This is a genomic window from Candidatus Symbiopectobacterium sp. NZEC135 (genome assembly GCF_025962695.1).
The window spans coordinates 1-1,657 of sequence record NZ_JAGFPF010000370.1 but is presented as its reverse complement, the minus strand read 5'-3'; the positions used below and the strand labels follow the sequence as shown (position 1 = coordinate 1,657).

The 1,657-nt window shown below is 34.3% G+C and carries 4 protein-coding genes; all 4 read right to left on the bottom strand.

What is annotated here, in order from left to right; all coding sequences use genetic code 11:
• Positions 1-161 precede the first annotated feature (161 nt).
• The 4 genes from J5224_RS26960 to J5224_RS26945 all read right to left on the bottom strand — a co-directional run bounded on the left by J5224_RS26960 (position 162) and on the right by J5224_RS26945 (position 1,500).
• Positions 162-401: a DNA-binding protein gene (locus J5224_RS26960; RefSeq protein ID WP_264628228.1), complete on the bottom strand. Its 240-nt coding sequence runs from the start codon at positions 399-401 to the stop codon at positions 162-164.
• Between the two features lie 90 nt (positions 402-491).
• Positions 492-794, bottom strand: coding sequence for a hypothetical protein (locus J5224_RS26955; RefSeq protein WP_264628227.1), 303 nt, complete (start codon positions 792-794; stop codon positions 492-494).
• Positions 795-866: 72 nt separating this feature from the next.
• Positions 867-1,151, bottom strand: coding sequence for a hypothetical protein (locus J5224_RS26950; protein ID WP_264628226.1), 285 nt, complete (start codon positions 1,149-1,151; stop codon positions 867-869).
• A 148-nt stretch (positions 1,152-1,299) separates the two neighbouring features.
• Positions 1,300-1,500, bottom strand: coding sequence for a helix-turn-helix transcriptional regulator (locus J5224_RS26945; RefSeq protein ID WP_264628225.1), 201 nt, complete (start codon positions 1,498-1,500; stop codon positions 1,300-1,302).
• Positions 1,501-1,657: the final 157 nt, after the last annotated feature.

Here is a 1,657-nt window from a genome sequence, read left to right as displayed (position 1 = left end):
AGGGCTTGCCCCTGTTAATGATGGATTTTTCATTAATGATCGTGGCGATAGCCACTTATAACCAAATGTAAAACTTAAATATTAACAACTATCAAACTTTCGCAAACACCGATTTTACTAATTTTCGATGGAACTTAATGAGCATATTTTTTATAGACTGGCTACTGCCAGTCACATAGTTCCTGTGGTGAAATACCATCACGCGCCATCAACTTGAGGAGTCTTTTCATCTTTAGCTTACGCACCTTATTTTCACCAATCTCCTGATAATGCTTCTCACGCCGCTCCTCTACCACTTTTCGAAATTTCTTCAAAAGCTGATTCAGTGTCTTCATATCAGTAATAGCGGCTTCAGCTTGGATTTTTTTATACATAAACATAACGTGGAACTCATCAATCATCAGATTTCTCCTGTTATCACAAATGTTGTTTATCTGCCCCTTACGAGGCAAATATTTGTATATTTGGCACGAATACATCATCAAAGGAAACTACAAAGATTTATGAACAAATAAATACGAATGCCTTACCAACAGATTAGCAATAACCTTAAGATCAACCTCGTCAATATTTCCATTATTTCCTTCTTTCTGTGTTAAACTCTCAAAGTTATTTTTAATATGCATTATCACGCACATGATGGTTGCACTCATAAAATCATGATCACTAATATACTCTCTTATATCCCCATCGTGATCATTTTGTAAACTGATCCAACTTGCCTCAAACGATCTTTTAGCAAGATCAAGGAACAGTTTTGTAGATTTGTTTTTAACTTTATTATTTTTAGACATAACTAACTCTCACTTTTATATGATTATTTAATATTTGATTTATTTTCAGCCCCCAGAAGGGGCCAAATAGATTTACATATAGGCTAACACTAAGGCTTTGGTATGCAGCGTCATTACCTCCATTCTTACCCCTTCAAAATCGATAAGATAGCGCTTATTTTTGGCTACACCCTTTTTAGCTCGTTCGATTACTTGGTCATAGACTGTTTCCATATGATGATTATCAGTAAGTAAATTAAATGCCTCTTTTGGCCCTTTTTTGACTATATCCCAATAAATAGGGTAATACTCTTTCATCGCTGATAGTAGAAACATCTCAGTAGCGATCCTATCAAAACCATTATTTTTCTTTTTCATATATTTTTCCTTTTCTTTGTTTATAGTGTAAAATACCCTGCATTATTAATGCATAAATATTTTGATTTTTATTTTATAGTATTGTAAAAAACACAGCGTTTAACGTTTTACATAAAACCTCCTCATCGCATTAATAGTGTATTATTCATTAATCAGCGTGTTTACGTGAAAACTGAATAATATTTTCAATCCATTCATCTATTTCACTTTCAACAAAAGCTCTGGCTCTTATGCCAATCTTTATCTGTTCTGGGAATACGCCCCTGCTAATAAGTCGATAAATCCATGCTTTGCTATATCCTGTTTTATTCATCACTTCCGGCAGGCGAATAAGTCTTCTTGTTGTCATATATTTCTCCGTTGTTGTTTTGATGAATGTAGTATCTGCAGATCGCTTATGACGTTCAACCCTCGAAAAATCAGAATTGAACCTGAATTGAATGTTTTTTAAACAAAAACGGATGAAATGGTGGGAGAGCTGTCACTGGGCGGGGTGTAGAGTGATT

Coding starts and splice junctions, on each gene's coding strand:
- J5224_RS26945 (WP_264628225.1), bottom strand. CDS start 1,500: ATGACAACAAGAAGACTTATTCGCCTGCCGGAAGTGATGAATAAAACA.
- J5224_RS26955 (WP_264628227.1), bottom strand. CDS start 794: ATGTCTAAAAATAATAAAGTTAAAAACAAATCTACAAAACTGTTCCTT.
- J5224_RS26950 (WP_264628226.1), bottom strand. CDS start 1,151: ATGAAAAAGAAAAATAATGGTTTTGATAGGATCGCTACTGAGATGTTT.
- J5224_RS26960 (WP_264628228.1), bottom strand. CDS start 401: ATGATTGATGAGTTCCACGTTATGTTTATGTATAAAAAAATCCAAGCT.